Source organism: Lelliottia nimipressuralis (genome assembly GCF_004402045.1).
Lineage (GTDB): Bacteria > Pseudomonadota > Gammaproteobacteria > Enterobacterales > Enterobacteriaceae > Enterobacter > Enterobacter chinensis.
On sequence record NZ_SOMG01000017.1, the window covers coordinates 22,841 to 38,464 of the forward strand.

Sequence of the window (15,624 nt, forward strand, 5' to 3'; positions counted from 1 at the left end):
GAACGCCGTTTACGATGAAGGTTACGGCCTTCATCGCCTAATCGAAGAGAATCGATGTGAAAGTACTTACCGTATTTGGCACCAGGCCGGAGGCCATAAAAATGGCGCCTCTGGTTCATGCGCTGGCCAGCGATCCTGATATAGAAGCGAAAGTGTGCGTCACTGCCCAACACCGTGAGATGCTCGATCAGGTCTTAACGCTCTTTTCCATCGTCCCGGATTACGATCTTAATATTATGAAACCGGGACAGGGGTTGACGGAGATAACCTGTCGCATTCTGCAAGAGCTTAAGCCGATCCTGGAGTCATTCAAGCCTGACGTGGTGCTGGTCCACGGTGACACCACCACCACCGTGGCGACAAGCCTGGCCGCATTTTATCAGCGTATTCCCGTGGGACATGTTGAGGCAGGTCTGCGCACCGGCAATCTTTATTCACCGTGGCCGGAGGAGGCCAACCGTACGCTAACCGGTCATCTGGCGATGTACCATTTTGCGCCAACGGAAAATTCCCGCCAGAACCTGCTGCGTGAAAATATCGCTGAGAACAAAATCTTTGTGACCGGCAATACGGTTATTGATGCTTTGATAGGAGTTCGTGACCGTATATTGGCAAATAGCTCCCTTCAGCAAGACCTCGCTGCCCGCTATCCCTTCCTGCACAACGGTAAAAAAACCATCCTGGTCACCGGTCACCGCCGCGAGAGCTTTGGCCGGGGTTTTGAGCAAATCTGCCATGCGCTGGCTGAAATTGCCGCGCAGAATGAAGATGTGCAGATTGTCTATCCGGTGCATCTCAACCCTAACGTCAGCGAGCCGGTTAACCGCATTCTGGGCCATGTCGACAATGTCCTACTGATTGAACCGCAGGACTACATGCCGTTTGTCTGGCTGATGAACCATGCCTGGCTGATCCTCACCGATTCCGGCGGAATTCAGGAAGAAGCGCCTTCTCTCGGTAAACCGGTGCTGGTGATGCGTGAAACGACCGAGCGTCCGGAAGCCGTCAAAGCGGGAACCGTGCGCCTGGTCGGAACCAACACACAGTTGATTGTCGAAGAGGTCACGCGCCTCCTGCACGACGATGAAGCGTATCAGGCGATGAGCCGAGCCCATAATCCTTATGGTGACGGGCAGGCTTGTGGCCGTATTTTGCATGCACTTAAAAACAATCGGGTATCGCTATGAGTTTTACTACCATCTCTGTCATTGGTCTTGGCTACATCGGCTTGCCCACCGCGGCGGCGTTTGCCTCTCGTCAAAAACAGGTTGTCGGTGTGGATATCAACGCCCGCGCGGTGGAAACCATTAACCGTGGCGAAATTCATATTGTGGAGCCCGATCTCGACCGTGTGGTGAAAGAAGCGGTGGATGGAGGTTTCCTGCGTGCCAGTACAACACCTGTTGAAGCGGATGCGTACCTGATTGCCGTTCCAACGCCCTTTAAAGGTGACCACGAGCCCGACATGGCCTTCGTCGAGGCGGCAGCGAAATCCATTGCACCTGTGCTGAAGAAAGGGGCACTGGTGATTCTGGAGTCGACCTCTCCCGTCGGTGCTACCGAGCAGATGGCACAGTGGCTGGCCGAAGCGCGCCCTGATTTACGCTTCCCGCAGCAGGCGGGCGAGCAGGCCGATATCAATATCGCCTACTGTCCGGAGCGCGTGCTGCCGGGCCAGGTCATGGTGGAACTGATTAAAAACGACCGCGTCATTGGCGGAATGACGCCAGTCTGTTCCGAACGTGCCAGCGCGCTGTACAAGATTTTCCTCGAAGGCGAATGCGTGGTGACCAACTCCCGCACCGCTGAGATGTGCAAGCTGACGGAAAACAGCTTCCGGGACGTGAATATCGCCTTCGCGAATGAACTGTCGCTGATTTGCGCCGATCAGGGAATTAACGTCTGGGAGTTGATCAGCCTGGCCAATCGCCATCCGCGCGTAAACATTCTCCAGCCTGGTCCGGGCGTGGGCGGACACTGTATCGCCGTCGACCCATGGTTTATCGTGGCGCAGAATCCTGCACAGGCTCGTCTGATCCGCACCGCGCGTGAAGTGAACGACAGCAAACCTCACTGGGTGCTCAATCAGGTAAAAACCACGGTGGCGGATTGTCTGGCAGAGAGCGGCAAGCGCGCCAGCGAGCTGAAAATTGCCTGCTTTGGTCTGGCATTTAAACCGAACATTGACGACCTGCGCGAAAGCCCGGCAATGGAAATTGCTGAGATGATTGCCGAATGGCATAAGGGCGAAACGCTGGTGGTCGAGCCAAACATTCATGAGCTCCCGGCAAAACTGGCAGGCCACTGCACGCTGACAGCGCTGGACGATGCGCTGGCGACGGCGGATGTGCTGGTGCTGCTGGTGGATCATAAAGAATTTAAAGCGATGCCCGGTACTGCTGTTCGTCAGCAGTATATTGTGGATACCAAAGGCGTCTGGCGGTGAGCAACCTGAATGGGGTACTCGAGCCTCTGCAATGGGAGAGTACCTTTTTCGGCCTGCCGTCGGCTATCGTGCGCCTGCGCAACGATGCGCCAGTACTGACTGAATCGGATTTTACCGCCTGGCAACGGGTGCAGGCTAAGATCCCGGCGGACCGTGCTGACCTGCTTGACGCGCTCCAGCACCACGGTTTTCAGCTGGTTGAAGGTGAGGTAGACCTTTCCATTACCCTTTCCCGCCACGATGCATCCGGCGCGGAAATGGCAACCGAACGGGATATTCCCGTGCTGCGTCAGATAGCGGCCCAGGCGTTCGCGCAGAGCCGCTTTCGCGCGCCCTGGTACGCACCTGACGATAGCGGACGTTTCTACGCCCAGTGGGTGGAGAATGCGGTCAAAGGCACGTTCGACCATGTCTGCCTGGTTTTTCGTGCAGCGGACGGTCAGATCCAGGGATTTGTCTCGCTGCGTAAGCTCAACGAGCGCGAGGCGCGTATTGGCTTATTAGCCGGGCGTGGCATGGGTGAGAAACTGATGCAGGCAGCGCTGCACTGGGCGCAGCAGCAAAAGCTCGTGACGCTGCGGGTGGCGACCCAGGTGGGTAACACCGCCGCGCTTAAACGTTATATTGCGAGTGGTGCCAACATCGACGCCACCGCCTACTGGTTATACAGGTGACAAGATGATTCCATTTAACGCACCCCCCGTCGTCGGAACTGAACTCGACTATATGCAGTCTGCCATGGGCAGCGGCAAACTCTGCGGTGACGGCGGTTTTACCCGTCGCTGTCAGCAGTGGATGGAGCAGCGTTTTCGCAGTGCCAAAGTGCTGCTGACTCCGTCCTGTACGGCATCGCTGGAAATGGCGGCCCTGTTGTTGGATATCCAGCCCGGTGATGAAGTGATTATGCCGAGTTATACCTTCGTCTCCACGGCGAACGCGTTTGTCCTGCGCGGGGCGAAAATCGTCTTTGTGGATATCCGCCCGGATACCATGAACATTGATGAGACGCTGATTGAAGCGGCGATCACTGACAAAACGCGAGCGATTGTTCCGGTTCACTACGCGGGCGTGGCCTGTGAAATGGACACCATCATGGCGCTCGCCAAAAAACATAACCTGTATGTGGTGGAAGATGCTGCGCAGGGTGTGATGTCCACCTACAAGGGACGTGCGCTGGGTACCATCGGTCACATCGGCTGCTTTAGCTTCCACGAAACTAAAAACTACACCGCGGGTGGAGAAGGTGGTGCGACGCTGATTAACGATCGCGCGCTGGTTGAGCGTGCGGAAGTGATCCGCGAAAAAGGCACCAACCGCAGCCAGTTCTTCCGCGGGCAGGTAGACAAATACACCTGGCGCGATATTGGCTCAAGCTATCTGATGGCGGATCTGCAGGCGGCGTACCTGTGGGCGCAGCTGGAAGCGGCGGAACGTATCAACCTTCAGCGTCTTTCCCTGTGGCAAACGTATTACGATGCGCTTGAGCCTCTGGCAAAAGCCGGGCGTATTGAACTGCCAACCATCCCGGCAGACTGCGTCCACAATGCCCACATGTTCTACATCAAGCTGCGCGATAACGACGACCGTAGCCAGCTCATCGCCTGGCTGAAAGAAGCCGAAATTATGGCGGTGTTCCACTATATCCCGCTGCATTCCAGTCCGGCCGGAGAAGCGTTTGGCACGTTTGCGGGTGAAGATCGCTACACTACCAAAGAAAGTGAGCGTTTGCTTCGCCTGCCACTGTTCTATAACCTCGCGCCAGTTAACCAGCGTACGGTGATCAATACCCTTCTGAGCTATTTCGGCTGATATGTCTCTGGCAAAAGCATCGGTGTGGACCGCCGCGTCCACACTTGTAAAAATTGGCGCCGGTCTGCTGGTCGTCAAGCTGTTGGCCGTCTCCTTTGGCCCCTCCGGCGTGGGGCTGGCGGGTAATTTCCGCCAGCTTGTCACCGTCCTTGGCGTGCTGGCGGGTGCCGGTATCTTCAACGGCGTGACCAAATACGTTTCTCAGTACCATGATGATGCGGCTCAGCTTCGCAGGGTGGTGGGCACCTCTTCGGCGATGGTCACGGGTTTTTCGACCCTGATGGCGATAGTCTTTCTGCTGGCGGCGGCCCCCATCAGCCAGGGATTGTTCGGGCACACCCATTATCAGGGGCTGGTGCGTCTGGTTGCGTTGGTTCAGATGGGCATTGCCTGGGCTAACCTGCTGCTGGCGTTGATGAAAGGTTTTCGTGATGCTGCCGGGAACGCCCTTGCCTTAATCCTGGGCAGCGTCATTGGCGTTATTGCTTACTACTTCTGCTATCGCCTCGGTGGCTATGAAGGCGCGCTGCTCGGGCTGGCGCTGGTGCCGGCACTGGTTGTTGTTCCCGCGGCGCTTATGCTGATGCGTCGGGGCGTCATCCCGCTGAGCTACCTGAAACCGCAATGGGATAAGGTGCTTGCCAGCCAGCTGGGTAAATTTACCCTGATGGCGCTCATCACCTCCGTCACGCTACCTGTAGCCTACGTGATGATGCGAAACCTGCTGGCGGCGCATTATAGCTGGGATGAAGTCGGGATCTGGCAGGGAGTAAGCAGCATTTCCGACGCCTACCTCCAGTTTATTACGGCTTCCTTTAGCGTTTATTTGCTGCCAACATTATCGCGTCTGACGTCGAGGCAGGATATCACCCGTGAGATTTTCCGATCTCTGCGCTTTGTGTTGCCGGCTGTTGCGGCTGCCAGCTTTACCGTCTGGTTATTGCGCGATGTCGCCATCTGGCTGCTGTTCTCGGCGAAGTTCACCGCCATGCGCGATCTCTTTGCCTGGCAACTGGTGGGCGATGTGTTGAAAGTGGGTGCTTACGTTTTCGGCTATCTGGTGATTGCAAAAGCGTCCCTGCGGCTGTATATCCTGGCGGAAATTAGCCAGTTCGCATTACTGACCTCGTTCTCGCACTGGTTGATACCCGCACACGGTGCGTTGGGGGCGGCTCAGGCCTACATGGCAACCTATATCGTTTATTTCGCTGCCTGTTGCGGCGTATTTTTATTGTGGCGTAAACGCGCATGACTGCACTGATTCACATCCTGGGATCGGATATCCCACACCATAACCAGACCGTTTTGCGGTTCTTCAACGACGAGCTGGCATCGGGTAATCCTGATGCGCGTGAGTTTATGGTTGCAGGTCAGGATAAGGGCCTGAGTTCAGCATTTCCGACGCTGAAGATCAGCTTCTGGCCGGATAAGGCCACGCTGGCGAAAGCGGTCATTGCCAAAGCCAAAGCGGATCGTGAGCAACGATTCTTCTTTCACGGACAGTTTAATACCGGCCTGTGGCTGGGGCTTCTCAGCGGGGGAATCAAGCCTTCCCAGTGTAGCTGGCATATCTGGGGAGCCGATCTCTACGAAGTCTCCCGCGGCTGGAAATTCCGTCTTTTCTATCCGCTGCGCCGTATGGCACAGGGAAGGGTGGGCTGTGTTTTTGCTACCCGTGGCGATCTCAACTATTTTGCGAAGCAGCACCCGAACGTGCGCGGCGAATTACTCTATTTCCCAACCCGCATGGATCCGTCGCTAAACGCCATGGCGAATGACGCGGTGCGTGAAGGCAAGCTGACGATCCTGGTGGGGAATTCCGGCGATCGCAGTAACGAACATGTGGCAGCGCTCAGAGCGGTGCATCAGCAGTTTGGCGACACGGTGAACGTGGTGGTGCCGATGGGCTATCCCGCCAATAATGACGCCTACATTGATGAGGTTAGCCATCAGGGGCTTGCGTTATTCAGCGCGGATAATTTGCATATTCTGCGGGATAAGCTGGAATTTGATGAGTATCTCGCGCTGCTGAGAAAATGCGACCTCGGGTATTTCATCTTTGCCCGTCAGCAGGGCATTGGCACACTTTGCTTGCTTATTCAGGCAGGGATCCCTTGCGTGCTAAACCGCGACAACCCGTTCTGGCAGGATATGGCCGAACAGCATCTTCCGGTGCTGTTCACCACCGATGTGCTCAATGAAGAGGTTGTTCGGGAAGCACAGCGACAGCTGGCGCTGGTGGATAAAAATTCCATCGACTTCTTTAGCCCGAATTACCTCACGCCGTGGCACCGTGCGCTGCGTATCGCTGCAGGAGACAAAGCATGAGCCAGTTGCAATTCAGCGGGTTGCTGGTCGTTTGGCTCTTGAGCACCCTGTTTATCGCCACGCTCACCTGGTTCGAATTCCGCCGAGTACGTTTCAACTTTAACGTGTTCTTCTCGTTATTGTTTCTGCTGACGTTCTTTTTTGGTTTCCCGCTGACCAGCATTCTGGTCTTCCGTTTTGACGTGAGCGTCGCGCCCCCGGAAATTCTGCTCCAGGCACTTCTGGCAGCGACCTGCTTCTATGCGGTGTACTACGTCACCTATAAAACGCGTCTGCGTTCCGTGCAGGCTGCCGCGCCGCGTCGGGCGCTTTTTACCATGAATCGAGTGGAGACCCACCTGACATGGGTGATGTTGATGACGATTGCCCTGGTCAGTGTCGGCATCTTCTTCATGCATAACGGCTTCCTGCTGTTCAAGCTCCACTCCTACAGCCAGATTTTTTCTGCCGAAGTCTCGGGCGTGGCGCTTAAGCGGTTCTTCTACTTCTTCATCCCGGCGATGCTGGTGATCTTCTTCCTGCGCCAGGACAGCAAAGCGTGGCTGTTCTTCCTGGTCAGCACCGTCGCGTTTGGCATCCTGACCTACATGATTGTGGGCGGTACGCGCGCCAATATCATCATCGCCTTCGCCATCTTCCTGTTTATCGGCATCATCCGCGGCTGGATCTCGCTGTGGATGCTGGTTGCGGCCGGGGTGTTTGGCATTGTGGGGATGTTCTGGCTGGCGCTGAAGCGATATGGAATGAACGTGGCAGGTGACGAGGCGTTTTACACGTTCCTTTACCTCACGCGCGATACATTCTCGCCGTGGGAAAACCTGGCATTACTGCTGCAAAATTACGACAAGATTGATTTCCAGGGGCTGGCGCCGATTGTTCGCGACTTCTACGTCTTTATCCCTTCCTGGCTATGGCCTGACCGGCCTGGCGTGGTGCTGAATACGGCGAACTACTTTACCTGGGAAGTGCTGAACAACCATTCCGGTCTGGCAATCTCCCCTACGCTTATCGGTTCACTGGTGGTTATGGGGGGGGCGTGGTTCATTTTGCCCGGGGCGGTTGCCGTGGGGTTGATTATTAAGTGGTTCGACTGGCTTTACCTGCGCGGCAACGAAGAGACTAATCGCTACAAAGCGGCCATTTTGCACAGCTTCTGCTTTGGTGCCATTTTCAATATGATCGTTCTGGCGCGTGAAGGACTGGATTCGTTCGTATCACGCGTGGTGTTCTTTATGGTCGTTTTCGGCGTCTGCCTGTTGCTGGCCAAACTGTTGTACTGGCTGTTTGACAGCGCAGGGCTTGTGCACAAGCGCGAGCGACAGGGCAGCACATCGCTGTCGCAAGTCTGAGTAAGGATAGTAATGACTGATAACATTTCTGCACCGCGCTATGCGCTACGTGGTCTGCAGCTTATTGGCTGGCGCGACATGCAGCACGCGCTGGATTTTCTGTTCGCCGACGGCCAGATGAAATCCGGCACGCTGGTCGCCATCAATGCGGAAAAGATGCTGGCGGTGGAAGATAACGCCGAGGTCAAAAGCCTGATAGAAGCGGCTGAATTCAAATACGCGGACGGGATCAGCGTGGTCCGCTCTATCCGTAAAAAGTTTCCTGATGCTAATGTTTCCCGCGTGGCGGGTGCCGATCTCTGGGAGCAGCTCATGGCTCGCGCAGGCGCGCAGGGCACGCCAGTGTTCCTGATTGGTGGGAAGCCAGAGATACTGGCTCAGACTGAGGAGAAACTGCGTCGTCAATGGAATGTTAATATTGTCGGCAGCCAGGATGGTTACTTCAAACCTGAAGATCGGCTGGCGCTGTTTGAGCGCGTTCGTGACAGCGGGGCGAAAATTGTCACCGTGGCGATGGGCTCCCCGCGCCAGGAGATCCTGATGCGTGACTGCCGTCAGGTTTGTCCGGATGCTCTCTATATGGGCGTCGGCGGCACGTACGACGTCTTTACCGGCCACGTTAAGCGCGCGCCGAAGGTTTGGCAAAATCTGGGGCTGGAGTGGCTGTATCGCCTGTTATCGCAACCGACGCGTATTAAACGACAGATCCGTCTGCTTCGCTACCTCGCCTGGCATTACACCGGAAAAATGTAATCAAAATGTAGCGCGATATGCTATTCGCGCTGCAACTCGCCTGCAAAACTGCTGATAATCTGTGCAATGCATTCATTTTTTTAATGCATCGTTTGCCATTTGGCAGATTTTAAGAAACCATTCGCACCGTATTTTAGTACCCCTAAAAAACAATACCCGGTCTTAAGCCGGGAAACAGCAAACACAATCGAGGATCTATGGCAGAGAAAAAACCGGAGCTACAGCGTGGGCTGGAAGCTCGTCATATTGAACTGATAGCGCTGGGCGGCACTATCGGCGTGGGCCTGTTTATGGGCTCTGCAAGCACGCTCAAATGGGCAGGCCCTTCCGTATTACTGGCGTACATTATCGCCGGGTTGTTTGTTTTCTTCATCATGCGTTCCATGGGCGAAATGCTCTTCCTGGAACCGGTAACCGGCTCCTTTGCCGTTTACGCGCATCGTTATATGAGCCCGTTCTTCGGCTACCTGACGGCCTGGTCATACTGGTTTATGTGGATGGCGGTGGGTATCTCTGAGATCACCGCGATAGGGGTCTACGTCCAGTTCTGGTTCCCGGACATGGTTCAGTGGATACCCGCGCTGATTGCCGTGGGGCTGGTGGCGCTGGCAAACCTGGCAGCCGTGCGTCTTTATGGTGAAATCGAGTTCTGGTTTGCGATGATCAAAGTCACCACCATCATCGTGATGATTGTCGTCGGCCTGGGCGTGATTTTCTTCGGCTTTGGCAACGGTGGACATGCAATCGGCTTTGGTAACCTGACCGAAAACGGCGGTTTCTTCGCCGGCGGCTGGAAGGGCTTCCTGACGGCGCTGTGTATCGTTGTGGCCTCGTATCAGGGCGTGGAGCTGATCGGCATTACCGCCGGTGAGGCGAAAAACCCGCAGGTTACGCTGCGTAGCGCGGTGGGCAAAGTGCTGTGGCGTATTCTGATTTTCTATGTGGGCGCGATCTTCGTCATCGTGACTATCTTCCCATGGAACGAAATTGGCACGACGGGGAGCCCGTTTGTTTTAACCTTCGCCAAAATTGGTATCACGGCGGCGGCGGGTATCATCAACTTTGTGGTCCTTACGGCAGCGTTGTCAGGCTGTAACAGCGGAATGTACAGCTGCGGGCGTATGCTCTATGCGCTCTCGAAGAATAACCAGCTGCCTGCAGCGATGAGCAGAGTCTCACGTGTCGGCGTTCCTGTTGCGGGTGTAGCAGTATCCATTGTGATCCTGCTGATTGGCTCTTGCCTGAATTACATCATTCCTAATCCGCAGCGCGTGTTCGTTTACGTCTATAGCGCCAGCGTACTGCCGGGCATGGTGCCGTGGTTTGTGATCCTCATCAGCCAGCTGCGTTTCCGTCATGCGCATAAAAAGGCGATTGAAAGCCATCCGTTCCGGTCAATTCTGTTCCCCTATGCGAACTATTTGACGATGGCGTTCCTGATTTGCGTATTAATCGGAATGTACTTTAATGAAGATACCCGCATGTCGCTGTTTGTCGGGGTGATCTTCCTGGCGGCAGTGACGGCTGCTTATAAGCTTTTTGGCCTGGGTCGCCGTGCCACCACGCAGAAAGTGGAGGAATAAGCGGCAAAATGTGCAAACCATAACCAAACGCGCATTTTTTTCAAAAAAGCACTAGACAGCGGGGACGGAGGTACGTAATATCCAGCCCCGCAACGGCGCTAAGCGCCCGTAGCTCAGCTGGATAGAGCGCTGCCCTCCGGAGGCAGAGGTCTCAGGTTCGAATCCTGTCGGGCGCACCATTTACCCGGTGCTAGAGCTGCGGTGGTCTGAGAAGTAGTCAGTACCGCGTGAAAGAATACAGTGGTGGCTATAGCTCAGTTGGTAGAGCCCTGGATTGTGATTCCAGTTGTCGTGGGTTCGAATCCCATTAGCCACCCCATTATTGAAAGAGTTGTGAATTGCGAAGGTGGCGGAATTGGTAGACGCGCTAGCTTCAGGTGTTAGTGTCCTTTGGATGTGGGGGTTCGAGTCCCCCCCCTCGCACCACGACTTTTAAAATGAATTGAACTAAAAATTCAAAAAAAGCAGTACATCGGCGAGTAGCGCAGCTTGGTAGCGCAACTGGTTTGGGACCAGTGGGTCGGAGGTTCGAATCCTCTCTCGCCGACCAATTTTGAACCCCGCTTCGGCGGGGTTTTTTGTTTTCTGCGACTTCTCATCCCTGTAGTGATTCCCCGACAGCGCCCTGTTTCATTGTCGCGATTCAGCGACATATAACCAATTGAAAATAAAAGCATTAATTATCCGTGGGTTTTGCTGTCTCCTCCTGGCGACATATTTCTGCATTTATCGATACGTTGTAGAGCTTAAGACGGTGCTTAACAGCATAATTTCCTTTTATCTTAAAATGTTGCGTCATGTAAAACTTCTGGATGTCATGTTGGCACGTTACGTGCAATAATATACGCGTAGATGCTCATTCCATCTCTTATGTTCGCCTTAGTGCCTCATAAACTCAGGAATGACGCAGAGCCATTTACGGTGCTTATCGTCCACTGACAGATGTCGCTTCGGCCTCATCAGACACCATGGACACAACGTTGAGTGAAGCACCAAATATGTTGTCTTACAGACCTGTTTTAACGCCTGCTTTTATAGCAGGCGTTTTTTTATGGGCGTAAAAAAGGAGGCCATTTGGCCTCCTGATTAATTACTGCTGCGTACCGTTATTTTGCAGCGTCAACAGCAACCCATCACGCCGCATGGCGGCCGCCTCTTCCGGCTTATGCTGCTTGTCCAGCGCATCGGCAAGCCACGCGTAGTCAAAGGCATCCGGACGCTGCTTCAGCGCCGCGCGGAAGGCGAGGCTCGCCTCCTGCCATTCACCGTGCTTCATCAGCGACTGACCGAGTGTGCTCCACAGCAACGGTCGGTCACCGACGGTTTTAATCTGCTGACGCAGCACTTTCTCGACTTGCTCAGGGTTGTTGGTTTTCAGACGCGGGATCACCATCACCAGACGATCGTCGTACTGGCGCTTCAGACCGTCGAGGAGAATCTCCTGCGCAGTGTCGTGATCGTCACATTCAATCAGATGTTCCGCCATCGCCACCTGCAGAGGAACCTGCTGGCGCGTTTTACGGCTCTGATTTTTCCACCACGTTTTCAGACCGTCGCTGCCCAGGTCGGCACGCGCCTGATCCATCAGGCCAATCCACGCCAGACGCTGAAGCTCATCACGATGTTCATCATCACCGACCTCGGCCTTCGCCATCGACGGAATGATGTCCAGCAGCGAGCCCCACGCGCCGGTACGAATATAGGCCTGCTCGGCAAGACGCAGCACTTCCGGATGACGTGGCGCGACTTCCAGCAGGCGGTCGATGCCGTGGCGAGCCGCGTGATCCTCATTGCGCGCCAGCTGCAGACGAACGCGCGTAATTTCCACCGGAATCGGATCGCCATGCGCCAGCTCTGCCGCCCGTTCCAGGTGCTGATTGGCGCGTGCTTCGTCACCGCGCTGCTGCGCCGCTTCAGCAGCCAGCAGATAGTTCACCACCGGCTGTTCGGCATGATCGGCGTTTTTCGACATCAGCTTTTCAACCTGCTGATAGTCACCCTCGGCGAGCTTAAGCAGAGCCTGTTCGGTCTGTTTGCGGGCGCGGCGGCGCTTACGGCCAACGAACCAGCCGCGCGTATGGGCACCGGTGCGGAAAATACGGCGCAGGATCCACTCCAGAACAAACAGCACCACCACGCCGAGGATCAGAATGATCACTAAGCCCGTAACGCTGGTTTCGATGTTGTAGTTATCGGTCTGGATCAGCACATAGCCTTGATGGCCCGCGAGCATCGGCCCCAGGACGATCCCGGCGATCAGCAGGATAAAGAGTAAGAGGACTTTTAGCATCGTTACTCTCCCTGCGGCGCGCTTTCAGACGCGGGTGCGGAAGCAGGAGCCGCTGCCGCTCCACCCGTCTGCTCTGCCGGTACGCCCGGTTGCGCCAGCAGGTTACGTACGCGCGTCTGCATCAGTTTCTCCAGAATCGGCTGGCTGGCCAGCTTATCCGGCACGTTCATGGTGATGTTCTGCTGGCTCAGTTTATCAATGTCTTCGAGGAAGGCGGTGGTCGTCGCATCATCGGTGTTGTAGTAGGCGCGTACCCACGTTGAGACGTTATCCAGCGCCTGTTTGTAGGTCTCTTCCTGATGACGCGGCACGGCCTGTGCCGCCACCAGCAGGCGGGAGCGAATGTTTTCGCGCAGATAGATATCCTGGTTCGGCGCCAGCAGCGGCACGGCGGTTTCGTCGCGACGGCGGATGGTGATAAAGCTGTCCATAAAGTTCTGCCAGCTTTTTTGCAGGTTCACGCGCCATTCGCTCAGGGAACTGGACAGCTCGGTGCCGTCGGAATCCATCGGGGAGTCGTCGTCGTTGTTATCCGCCAGCTGCAGGTTATCAATCTGATTCGAGAGCTGGTTCACTTTAAGGATAATGCCGTCGTAGTCCACCTGCGAGACGGCGGAGAGGCTGGCGATGTCTTCGGTGATCGCACGGCGTGCGGTGATAAGACTTGGATCGTTCATGTCTGCCAGGCTTGCATCAGCGCTTTTCAGCAGCGCGGCGGCAGTGGTGACGTCTTGATCGCTCCAGAGCTTACGTCCGGCGAGCTTCACCAGGAAGTCAGCCTGTGAGAGCAGCCAGGTTTTGGCATCGGTGCCGGAAATCGTGGCGACTTTCTGCTGCACTTCGCCCAGCTGTTTGGTCAGTTCTTCCTGTTTGCTGTTCGCATCGGCAAGCGCGGCAGCCTGCTGTTTAATCACGGTTTCCAGCTCGGTTTTCTGCGTCTCCTGCGCTTTTTGCAGAGCAGTGAGCTGATTCACCAGCGCATCGCTGGTGGACGTCTGGTTAGCACCCTGTTGTTTCACCAAACCGTACAGACCAACGCCTGCTGCCAGCGCAATGGCGATGGCAATCGCGCTCAGCGTGAGGCTCGTTTTGTTGCTGCCGTTTTTCTTCTCAGCGGTTTTCTCAGTCGTCTCTGGCTGTGGCGTTGTCTCCACAGTCTCCCTGGTCTCTTCAACCACGGCGGAGGATTTATCGTGTTCCGTCATTATGGCTTCCCATTTGAGAGTTATTGTAATGCGCGCAGCAGCGCATCGTTGTCGGCGTTATCAGCGATCCGAATATCATGCCAGCCCAGTTCCCGGGCCTGGTTCGCCAGACGCTCACTGACGACCAGAAGCCGACAGTGGAGTAACCAATTTTCACGATACCATTGCGGTACAAGTGACCAGAGCCGCTGCAGCATTTCACCGCTGGTCACGACCAGGGTCGTAATGCCGCGCGTATGCCAGCGCATCGCCTCTTCTGCACCATCATAATGTTTTGCACAACGCTGGTAACACTCGCAGAACGTGACGTTAGCCCGGCGTTCGCGCAGCGTTTCACCCAACAGTTCGCGTCCGCCGTTACCGCGTAAAATCAGCGCGCGTTTTCCGGCAATGGTTTGTAATTCAGGTAATTGTAGCAAGACTTCACTGATTTCCCGATCTAACGGGTAACGAACATCCGCACCGCTTACGGTATGCAGCGCAAGCGCCGTTGTGCGGCCAATCGCGAAATAGCGTGGGGCGGTTGGCCAGAACAGGCCCTGCTGTTGCAGCTGCGCGTGGGCAAATTCCACGGCATGTTGCGACAACGCAAACAGCAGGTCGCCTTCCTGAAGGGTATTCATCTGGTCGGCGAGCGTAGAGAGCTCCCGACCCGGGGAGAATTCAATGAGCGGAAAACTCCAGGCCACCTGCCCCAGTGCGCGCAGACGGCTCACTAATTGCTCTCCTGCGGGAGAAGGGCGGGTGACGAGAATACTCATGCAGGGGGTTCTCCATTATAAACCTCAGCCAGAATTTCGCGGGCGCCGTTATCCAGTAACTCTTCTGCCAGCGAGACGCCAAGCTGTTCGGCATCTTGCGCTTTACCGCGACGTTCGCCACGCACCATCTGCGAACCGTCCGGGGCGCCCACCAGCGCACGCAGCCACAGTTCGCCGTTCGTCAATTCAGCATAGCTGCCAATCGGAACCTGGCATCCCCCTTCGAGGCGGGTATTCATCGCACGCTCGGCTTTTACGCGGATAGCGGTGTCGTCATGGTTCAGCGGGGCAAGCAGCTCGCGGGTACGCGCATCGTCCAGACGGCACTCAATGCCAACGGCGCCCTGGCCAACGGCTGGCAGCGACAGCTCTGGCGGTAACGCCACGCGAATGCGTTCCTCTAGCCCCAGACGTTTCAGGCCTGCAACAGCGAGAATAATGGCATCGTAATCGCCGTTATCCAGCTTGCCCAGACGCGTGCCGACGTTCCCGCGCAGCGAGCGAATGATCAGGTCAGGACGACGCTCCGCCAGCTGACACTGACGGCGTAAACTGGACGTGCCAACCACGCTACCCTCAGGCAGCGCATCGAGCGAGTCGTAGTGGTTAGAGACAAATGCGTCACGCGGATCTTCGCGCTCGCAGATGGTCACCAGCCCCAGCCCTTCCGGGAACTCAACAGGCACGTCTTTCATCGAATGTACGGCGATATCGGCGCGTTTCTCAAGCAATGCCAGTTCCAGTTCTTTGACAAACAGGCCTTTGCCGCCCACTTTCGCCAGCGGCGTATCCAGGATCACGTCACCGCGCGTGACCATCGGCACCAGCTCGACGCGCAATCCACTGTGGCAGGCTTCAAGGCGCTGCTTAACATAATGTGCCTGCCAGAGCGCGAGAGGGCTTTGGCGTGTGGCAATTCTCAAAACATTGTCTAACATGCTTGTTACCGTCATTATCAATCGCTAACCATCCTAACATTGTTGACTCTGGGATGGCAGTTTTACGGTTGATGAAGAGTGAGAGGGACAAGGCGGCGTATTCGTCAGCCATAGCCGTATTCAGGAATTTACACGTACAGAACGGTGCTACACTTGTATGTA

The 15,624-nt window shown here is 55.7% G+C and carries 13 protein-coding genes and 4 tRNA genes; 13 read left to right on the forward strand and 4 right to left on the reverse strand.

The window, feature by feature from the left end; translation table 11 throughout:
* The first annotated feature begins 56 nt into the window (after window positions 1–56).
* From wecB to E3U32_RS11830, 13 genes are all read left to right on the forward strand, one after another.
* Window positions 57–1,187 carry a non-hydrolyzing UDP-N-acetylglucosamine 2-epimerase gene (gene wecB / locus E3U32_RS11770; RefSeq protein ID WP_134348942.1) on the forward strand — a complete coding sequence of 377 codons (1,131 nt, stop codon included), beginning with the start codon at window positions 57–59 and terminating at the stop codon, window positions 1,185–1,187.
* On the forward strand, window positions 1,184–2,446 hold the full coding sequence (gene wecC / locus E3U32_RS11775) for a UDP-N-acetyl-D-mannosamine dehydrogenase (protein WP_134348943.1): 1,263 nt from the start codon (window positions 1,184–1,186) through the stop codon (window positions 2,444–2,446). The genes wecB and wecC overlap by 4 nt, the downstream gene beginning before the upstream one ends.
* Complete coding sequence (gene rffC, locus E3U32_RS11780) at window positions 2,443–3,120, forward strand: dTDP-4-amino-4,6-dideoxy-D-galactose acyltransferase (RefSeq protein ID WP_134348944.1); 678 nt, start codon at window positions 2,443–2,445, stop codon at window positions 3,118–3,120. Before wecC ends, rffC begins: the two co-directional genes overlap by 4 nt.
* Before the next feature lie 4 nt (window positions 3,121–3,124).
* On the forward strand, window positions 3,125–4,255 hold the full coding sequence (gene rffA, locus E3U32_RS11785) for a dTDP-4-amino-4,6-dideoxygalactose transaminase (RefSeq protein ID WP_134348945.1): 1,131 nt from the start codon (window positions 3,125–3,127) through the stop codon (window positions 4,253–4,255).
* Between the two features lies 1 nt (window position 4,256).
* Window positions 4,257–5,507 (forward strand): lipid III flippase WzxE, encoded by a 1,251-nt coding sequence (wzxE, locus tag E3U32_RS11790; RefSeq protein WP_134348946.1) that lies wholly within the window; start codon window positions 4,257–4,259, stop codon window positions 5,505–5,507.
* The gene (locus E3U32_RS11795) at window positions 5,504–6,583 is read left to right on the forward strand and encodes a TDP-N-acetylfucosamine:lipid II N-acetylfucosaminyltransferase (RefSeq protein ID WP_134348947.1); all 1,080 of its coding nucleotides are present in this window, start codon (window positions 5,504–5,506) and stop codon (window positions 6,581–6,583) included. The genes wzxE and E3U32_RS11795 overlap by 4 nt, the downstream gene beginning before the upstream one ends.
* A complete protein-coding gene (gene wzyE, locus E3U32_RS11800) occupies window positions 6,580–7,932 on the forward strand; it encodes an ECA oligosaccharide polymerase (protein ID WP_134348948.1) in 1,353 nt (450 codons plus the stop codon). The genes E3U32_RS11795 and wzyE overlap by 4 nt, the downstream gene beginning before the upstream one ends.
* A gap of 12 nt (window positions 7,933–7,944) precedes the next feature.
* On the forward strand, window positions 7,945–8,685 hold the full coding sequence (wecG, locus tag E3U32_RS11805) for a lipopolysaccharide N-acetylmannosaminouronosyltransferase (RefSeq protein ID WP_134348949.1): 741 nt from the start codon (window positions 7,945–7,947) through the stop codon (window positions 8,683–8,685).
* A gap of 197 nt (window positions 8,686–8,882) precedes the next feature.
* Window positions 8,883–10,268 carry a bifunctional threonine/serine APC transporter ThrP gene (thrP, locus tag E3U32_RS11810; RefSeq protein WP_134348950.1) on the forward strand — a complete coding sequence of 462 codons (1,386 nt, stop codon included), beginning with the start codon at window positions 8,883–8,885 and terminating at the stop codon, window positions 10,266–10,268.
* A gap of 102 nt (window positions 10,269–10,370) precedes the next feature.
* Window positions 10,371–10,447 (forward strand) — tRNA-Arg (locus tag E3U32_RS11815).
* 64 nt (window positions 10,448–10,511) lie between these two features.
* A tRNA-His gene (locus tag E3U32_RS11820) sits at window positions 10,512–10,587 on the forward strand.
* A gap of 21 nt (window positions 10,588–10,608) precedes the next feature.
* A tRNA-Leu gene (locus E3U32_RS11825) sits at window positions 10,609–10,694 on the forward strand.
* Window positions 10,695–10,741: 47 nt separating this feature from the next.
* Window positions 10,742–10,818 (forward strand) — tRNA-Pro (locus E3U32_RS11830).
* A gap of 540 nt (window positions 10,819–11,358) precedes the next feature.
* Here the strand turns inward: E3U32_RS11830 and hemY are convergent.
* From hemY to hemC, 4 genes are read right to left on the reverse strand one after another with little or no spacing between them, the layout of a single operon-like run.
* On the reverse strand, window positions 11,359–12,558 hold the full coding sequence (hemY, locus tag E3U32_RS11835) for a protoheme IX biogenesis protein HemY (RefSeq protein ID WP_134348951.1): 1,200 nt from the start codon (window positions 12,556–12,558) through the stop codon (window positions 11,359–11,361).
* 2 nt (window positions 12,559–12,560) lie between these two features.
* A complete protein-coding gene (gene hemX / locus E3U32_RS11840) occupies window positions 12,561–13,763 on the reverse strand; it encodes a uroporphyrinogen-III C-methyltransferase (RefSeq protein ID WP_134348952.1) in 1,203 nt (400 codons plus the stop codon).
* Between the two features lie 20 nt (window positions 13,764–13,783).
* On the reverse strand, window positions 13,784–14,524 hold the full coding sequence (gene hemD, locus E3U32_RS11845) for a uroporphyrinogen-III synthase (protein ID WP_134348953.1): 741 nt from the start codon (window positions 14,522–14,524) through the stop codon (window positions 13,784–13,786).
* Window positions 14,521–15,462 carry a hydroxymethylbilane synthase gene (hemC, locus tag E3U32_RS11850; protein ID WP_134348954.1) on the reverse strand — a complete coding sequence of 314 codons (942 nt, stop codon included), beginning with the start codon at window positions 15,460–15,462 and terminating at the stop codon, window positions 14,521–14,523. The genes hemD and hemC overlap by 4 nt, the downstream gene beginning before the upstream one ends.
* Window positions 15,463–15,624: the final 162 nt, after the last annotated feature.

Coding starts and splice junctions, on each gene's coding strand:
- wecC (WP_134348943.1), top strand. CDS start 1,184: ATGAGTTTTACTACCATCTCTGTCATTGGTCTTGGCTACATCGGCTTG.
- hemY (WP_134348951.1), bottom strand. CDS start 12,558: ATGCTAAAAGTCCTCTTACTCTTTATCCTGCTGATCGCCGGGATCGTC.
- wecG (WP_134348949.1), top strand. CDS start 7,945: ATGACTGATAACATTTCTGCACCGCGCTATGCGCTACGTGGTCTGCAG.
- hemX (WP_134348952.1), bottom strand. CDS start 13,763: ATGACGGAACACGATAAATCCTCCGCCGTGGTTGAAGAGACCAGGGAG.
- hemD (WP_134348953.1), bottom strand. CDS start 14,524: ATGAGTATTCTCGTCACCCGCCCTTCTCCCGCAGGAGAGCAATTAGTG.
- E3U32_RS11795 (WP_134348947.1), top strand. CDS start 5,504: ATGACTGCACTGATTCACATCCTGGGATCGGATATCCCACACCATAAC.
- wzyE (WP_134348948.1), top strand. CDS start 6,580: ATGAGCCAGTTGCAATTCAGCGGGTTGCTGGTCGTTTGGCTCTTGAGC.
- hemC (WP_134348954.1), bottom strand. CDS start 15,462: ATGTTAGACAATGTTTTGAGAATTGCCACACGCCAAAGCCCTCTCGCG.
- wzxE (WP_134348946.1), top strand. CDS start 4,257: ATGTCTCTGGCAAAAGCATCGGTGTGGACCGCCGCGTCCACACTTGTA.
- thrP (WP_134348950.1), top strand. CDS start 8,883: ATGGCAGAGAAAAAACCGGAGCTACAGCGTGGGCTGGAAGCTCGTCAT.
- rffA (WP_134348945.1), top strand. CDS start 3,125: ATGATTCCATTTAACGCACCCCCCGTCGTCGGAACTGAACTCGACTAT.